The following is a 540-nucleotide window of genomic DNA, read 5'->3' as shown; positions in this document are numbered from 1 at the left end:
TCAAAATATAAATGGTAGAATATTAAATGCTACTGTATCAAAAACACCTACAAGTAAATATTTTGTTAGTATGTGTTGTGAGGTTGACATAAAACAATTAGAAGAATCTAATAAGTATATTGGCATAGATTTAGGCTTAAAAGATTTTGCAATAGGTTCTAATGGAAGCATATTTAACAATCCTAAATGGTTAAGAAAAGCTAGCTATAGATTGAAATTGGAACAAAGAAGATTATCAAAGATGAAGAAGTTCAGTAATAATTGGAATAAGCAAAGAATTAAAGTAGCTAAGATACATGAAAGAATAACTAATCAAAGAAGAGATTACCTACATCAAATATCAACTAAGCTAATTAGAGAAAACCAAATAATTTGTTTAGAAGATTTGAAAGTGAGTAATATGATTAAGAATCATAAATTAGCAGGTGCAATAAGTGAAGTTAGTTGGTATGAATTTAGAAGGTTACTTGAGTATAAAGCTACTTGGTATGGGAGATTAATTTCTGTAATAGGAAATACATATCCATCAAGTCAGTTATG

1 protein-coding gene is annotated in these 540 nt (G+C 27.6%); it reads left to right on the top strand.

The window, feature by feature from the left end:
• A partial coding sequence (locus KGF45_RS19615) for an RNA-guided endonuclease TnpB family protein (protein ID WP_227843078.1) occupies positions 1-540 on the top strand: 540 nt, incomplete at both ends.

The organism is Clostridioides sp. ZZV14-6154 (genome assembly GCF_020657785.1).
Taxonomy (GTDB): Bacteria; Bacillota; Clostridia; order Peptostreptococcales; family Peptostreptococcaceae; genus Clostridioides.
This window is presented reverse-complemented; position numbering and strand designations above follow the sequence as displayed.